This is a genomic window from Chitinophaga sp., assembly GCF_036566945.1.
Classification (GTDB): domain Bacteria; phylum Bacteroidota; class Bacteroidia; order Chitinophagales; family Chitinophagaceae; genus Chitinophaga.
Genome location: NZ_DATCVJ010000354.1, coordinates 1 through 5,907, shown reverse-complemented (window position 1 = coordinate 5,907; position 5,907 = coordinate 1). Strand labels below are relative to the sequence as shown.

At 44.8% G+C, this 5,907-nt stretch carries 2 protein-coding genes and 1 pseudogene; all 3 read left to right on the top strand.

The features are described 5' to 3' along the window. Window positions 1–3,684: gliding motility-associated C-terminal domain-containing protein (locus tag VIP81_RS10500; protein WP_331959581.1), on the top strand; the 3,684-nt coding region annotated here is incomplete at its 5' end. Window positions 3,685–3,740: 56 nt separating this feature from the next. Beyond that, the gene (locus VIP81_RS10495) at window positions 3,741–4,655 is read left to right on the top strand and encodes a type IX secretion system membrane protein PorP/SprF (protein ID WP_331959578.1); all 915 of its coding nucleotides are present in this window, start codon (window positions 3,741–3,743) and stop codon (window positions 4,653–4,655) included. Between the two features lie 22 nt (window positions 4,656–4,677). Beyond that, a pseudogene (locus VIP81_RS10490) lies at window positions 4,678–5,907 on the top strand (hypothetical protein); the annotation flags it as partial.

The window sequence follows — 5,907 nt, the reverse complement described above, 5'->3', positions numbered from 1 at the left end:
GAGGGCAATCGCGTCATGGTGCATGTATCCGTGCCTTATGCTTCTACAAAAGATTTGACGATTCAACTGGCAGTCGATAATGTACTAACTACTGCCAAAAACGTTGATGACTATACGATGTCCGCTACTACGTTTGTGTTGCCACATGGAAGTACCACAGCGGATTTTGAATTGCTGCAAACTGTTGCAGATAAAGTGCTGGAGAATAGCGAGGCGTTGGTGATCAATGCTACCGCTAATGGCTATACGGTGAATAACCTGCCACTGAGTATAAAGGACCTTACCCGTACCAATCCGGCTAACCTCCAGCTGAGCGTGAATATCTTTAAGTCTCCATTGGTAGAAGGTGATAGTGGTGCAGTTACCATTAGTCTGCCTGCCGGCGTAACTACCGCTCTACCTATCCACATACAATTACCACAAACAGCAGGTACTGCAGAAGCAGGACTGGATTATACACTGGCTACTACGGTTACATTGGATAGCAGCAGTGTAGTTACCGGTTTAGGTATTAAGAAAGATAATTTCACAGAAGGGCCGGAAACGATTACACTTTCCCCTACGGCTGCAGATGGTATCAGTACTTATACTATTGCCATACCTACCCTGACTATTCAGGATGATGCGGCGCAGTATCCTTTACCATCGCCTGTGGTTATGCACAGCAGTGTAGCTAATATTGATGAAGGTGGTACGCAGGGGGCTGTACTGAGCGTACAATTACCTGGTAATTTACAGGCAGGCCGTGATATCGTAGTACATATTAATAAAGATAACACGCTGAGTACCGCTGTCAATACAGATCATAACGCGTTGCCATCTACCTGGGATATCCTGATTAAAAAGGGACAAAATGCCGGTACACATACATTTGTACTGAGGGCAGTAAAAGATATGATCCTGGAAGATGATGAAACAGTAGTGTTTAACGGAAGCATTACAGATCCGGTTTTCAGTGCAGCAGTAGTAAATGATACCACGGTTACTATTAAAGACAGAACGCATGATGATCCGGCTACCGGTTTAATACATCTGACGGCAGTGACTGCCGGTACACATGTACTGGAAGGTAATAACTATACCATGAATGTAGCACTGGCACCGGGAGTAACTTCCGGCAAGCCTATCACGGTAGCGTTGAGTATGGGAACTGGTTCTGTAGCAGGTGCGGGTGATATCAATAGTTTACCGGCAACGGTGACCATTCCTGCAAATGCGCCGGGAGTAAACTTTACCTTCCAGGCAACCACCGACTTTATTCTTGAAAAACCAGAATTGTTATGGATCGTTGCAGCACCGCAGAACTATCCTGGCATGAAAGGAGATAGTTTGTCAGTTACCGTAGATGATGCTACCAGACTGAACCCCGCTAACCTGAAAATGGAAGTGCGTATAGACTCTTCCGTTATACAGGAAGGTAATAGCAGTGACCTGACGGTTGGATTTGTGAATAGCCAGATCACGTCTTCTGAAGCTGTTATTATCAACATCTCCAGAAATGCTTCCTCCACTACAGATGATGCCGATTACAGCGGAGTACCTGCACAGGTAACACTTGCTGCCGGTGAAAATAATAAAGTGTATCACCTGCTGACCGCAGATGACCATATACTGGAAGGTGATGAGCAGCTGCAGCTGACTGCACAGCTGGGAACTGCCGGATATACTATTTCACAACCGGGCATTGTATTGATTCCTGAAACAGGGGATATGCGGGTACAGCTGCAGAAAGATAAGGATGCAGCCGAACCGGCTACCAATGGTGCTTATACTGTGAAATTACCGGGCACCCTCACCGCTGCCGCAGATGTGAAAGTAGTGTTCTATGTAAGCAGTATTGCGGGCACCACGAATATTTCGCCGATTCAGGCGTCCGCGGTGATACCGGCAGGACAAAATAGTATATCCGTTCCCGTGAATGTGATAGATAATAAAGTGATAGAAGGAGATGAACAGATGAAAGTAGCACTGCTGCTGGCGCAAATGAAGCGGTTTGGTAAAAACATTGCCCTGGATGTAGACGACCGCGATACCGTGGTACTGAATGTTCATGATGATGAAAGTGATTCACCGGGTCGTGAAATGACCATCTCAAAAACCGCAGATGCTTCCGAGCCAGTTGTAGCAGGATCTTTCCGGGTTCAATTTACAGATACTCAATTGTCTGCCACGAAAGATGTTACGGTTGCCTACACTGTAGCAGGTAATGCCATCGCAGATACCCGTTATAAGAAATTGAGTGGCATGGTGGTAATTCCTGCTGGTCAGCATGGTGCGGATATCGCTGTAACACCTATTGATAATAATATTGTAGAGGGAGATGAGAATGTAACGGCGCAATTGAAAACCGTTAGCAGCAGCATTCCTGGCGTCACCTGGCCATTGTCTGCCAACGCAGCCGCGGATGTAATTATCCATGATAATGATACCCTGGTGGTGGAATTATCTGCCAGTACAACATCGGTAGCAGAAGGTACGGCTGTAGAGTTTACGCTTACCTCCGCTGCTTCCGCTGCACATGATGTGCCGGTGAGAATACAGGTTGCCCAGGATGCGGCACGCACCTTTACCGCCGGTGAAGGCACCGTGAATGGTAACATTGTTACGATCACCATACCGGCGCTGGCCAGGCAGCATACCTTTACCATCACGACAGCTGATAATGATATCAACGATGATGACGGCTATCTGAAAACCGCTATCCTGCCGTTTGTTGGAGGTAGCAGTACACTGGTATACAAAGCTGGTGAAAAGGATACCGCAAGGGTAACGATTACAGATAATGATCCGCTGACACTGACTTTTGCTGCTGATAAATTCAGTGTGAAAGAAGGTAATAAGGGAGAAAATACACCGCTGAGGTTTAATGTACAGCTGAGCAGACAAAGCTCCCGTGCTATCACCCTTAATTATGATTTTGAAGCATCTACGGAAGGAGTATCTTATCCTTATATGGACTTTAAAGCTACGCCGGGTGTTGATTTCGACAATACCATTAAACAAACGGTGATTGCTCCTTTACAAACCATCGGGCAGATTGCCGTGAATATTATCGGTGATACCACATTTGAACAAAACGAAACATTTATCCTGAAAATGTCTTCCGTATCAGTACCATCCGGCCAGCATGTGCCGGTAATAGGTGATCCGTTGAAAGCAACGGGTGTGATCCTGAATGACGATGCGATGTGCAAAACCTGTGATACAGATGGTGATGGATTAACAGATGGTCAGGAAGATCTGAACGGCAATGGTGATCCTTTTGATGACGATACAGATGGAGATGGTATCCCTAACTTCCTGGATCTTGATTCGGATGGTGATGGCGTAGCGGATTCCGTAGAGAAATTCTCCACAGATGGCCGTGCCATGAATAACAACAGTGGTAAGATCCGCGTACATCCTGCTATTTCACCAAATAATGATGGATTGGGTAATGATGTGATGTATATCGAAAACATTGAAAAGTATCCGAATAATGAGGTGGTGATCTTTAATCGTTGGGGCGGTACCGTATTTAAATTAAAGAATTACGATAACAAGTCCAACAATTTCAGAGGCCGTGCTAATGCAGGTGGCAGTGTTGGTAATGATGTACCGGATGGTTCTTACTTCTATAATATTGAAGTAACGATAGATGGTAAGAAGGAGCGTTACACCGGCTTTATTGTAATTAAACGTTAACGTATACACGAATTTATTAGTAAGATGAGTTTGATTAAATATTTAAGCTGATACCTATGAAAGAGCGTCTTATGAAAGCTTTAGGGGTTGCTGTTTTATGCTGGTGTTGTTGCCTGCAAGCGGCCGCACAACAGGAACCGCTGTATTCACAGTACATGTTCAATGGTATGATCATCAATCCGGCTTACCCATCTATGGACGAGTCGTCCAGTCTTACGGCGGTAGGGCGCAATCAGTGGGTGGGTGTTGATGGTGCACCTAAAACAGCAACGGCTTCTTTTTATACGCCCATTAAAGCTACCAATACCAGTTTTGGGGTTTCGCTGATGAATGAAAAAATCACGGTGAATTCACAAACGGCGGTCAACTTTAATGTGTCCCAGCGGGTAAAGCTCAACGAGAAAATTTATCTGGCCATGGGTATCAAGGGTGGTATGTCGCAGTTCCGGGAAGATAACAGCTCCCTGTCTACCAGCGATCCGGTGTTTGCGCATAACCAGAGCTACTGGAAAACGGATGTTGGATTTGGGTTTATGTTGTTTACGGACCGGTTCTTCATCGGAATTTCTTCTCCTACTTTCAAAAGTTTTGACCTGGGTAACAGTGTGAATAAAGTGGTGGTGGAGTCGCACTATTATTTGCAGACGGGTTACCTTATCAATATCAATGATGATGTGAAGCTGAAGCCAAACGTGTTATTGCGACAGGTAAAAGGGGCAGGCTTCCAATATGATCTGAATGCCAATGTGCTGTTGAAGAATATAGTATGGCTGGGGGCTTCCTGGCGTTCTGAGAAAACAATGACAGGTTTGGTGCAGGTACAGGCGACCAAGAATCTCCAAATAGGATATTCTTATGATACGCCCATGCAATCGAACCTGAAAGGTGCGCAAACGGTGTCGCATGAGTTGATGGTGAATTATCGTTTTTCATGGTCTAAGTGGAGAGTGGTGGCCCCCCGTTATTTCTAATTATAATAAAATCAAGAATAGTATGCGAAAATTAAGTTTCAGTTCCCTCATACTTTTTCTGAGCATTGTTTCCCTGTTTGTTTCCTGCAGTTTTGTAAAGGACAATATTCAAATAGGAGGCTTGGGGAGTAAGGCTAAGGTAAAACGTGCGGACCGTCTTTATAAGAGACAGGAATATGAGCGGGCCATCTCACTGTGTATTGAGGTTATTAACAACGGAGCCAGCGACGATCTGTTACACAGGGCAAAGCTGCAACTGGCGCGGACTTATTTTGAAACCCGGCAGTTTGAGAAAACGATTAGTTTGTATGATGAGCTGTTATACAAACCAGGAAAGGATGTACTGGTAACGGACGTGACTAATTACATTGATTTGCTGAAGCGTACCGGCAGGGTCACCAAGGCGCAGGAAATAAGCGCCGTATATGCGAATAACTATAAGAATAATGCCCGCTTTACCAATCTGAAGGCCTCACTCGTGGACTACTATAGTTTCTTTAACCGGGATTCTATGGAGAATGTCCGGGTGGACAGTTTACGGTTAAACCTGGCAGGATATCAATATGGCCTGGCGTTGTATCAGAACAACATTGTTTTCCTTTCTAATGATATTAAGAAGAATGAACAGCAGTCTTTCTATACCAACTCCAAACTGTACCAGATTTCCGAAGATGGGGTAGAGCCATTTAGTAACAGTCTGCGGGGTGTTTTACAAGTAGGACCGGCTTCTTTCTTTGATAACGGTCAAAAGGTGATCTATACATCCAACCGGTTTACGGATGTGAAGAACGATAAGAACTCCTATATCAATTATAATAACGGTACCCAGCTGTTGTCGGCTAATTATCAGCCGGACCATGATGTATGGAGCAAACCGGTACCAGTGAAACTGGGAAAAAACACGGCATCTTATTCTTTCCTGCATCCATCAGTTGCTCCTAACGGTAAACGTTTGTACTTTGCATCCGATATGCCCGGCGGTCAGGGTGGTACAGATATTTATTATGCTGACTGGGACAAAGAGGACAAACGGTGGAAAGCACCTGTGAACATGGGTCCGGAGGTAAATACCAATGGAAATGAGTTGTATCCTTTTGTCATCGGCGATAAACTATTCTTTTCGTCCAATGGTCTTCGGGGCTTTGGCGGACTGGATATATTTATGATTAATATTAAAAAACCAGCAGAAGGAACCGTACATTTACCTTATCCTGTGAATACGCAGTTTGATGATCTGAATCCGGTATTGGAT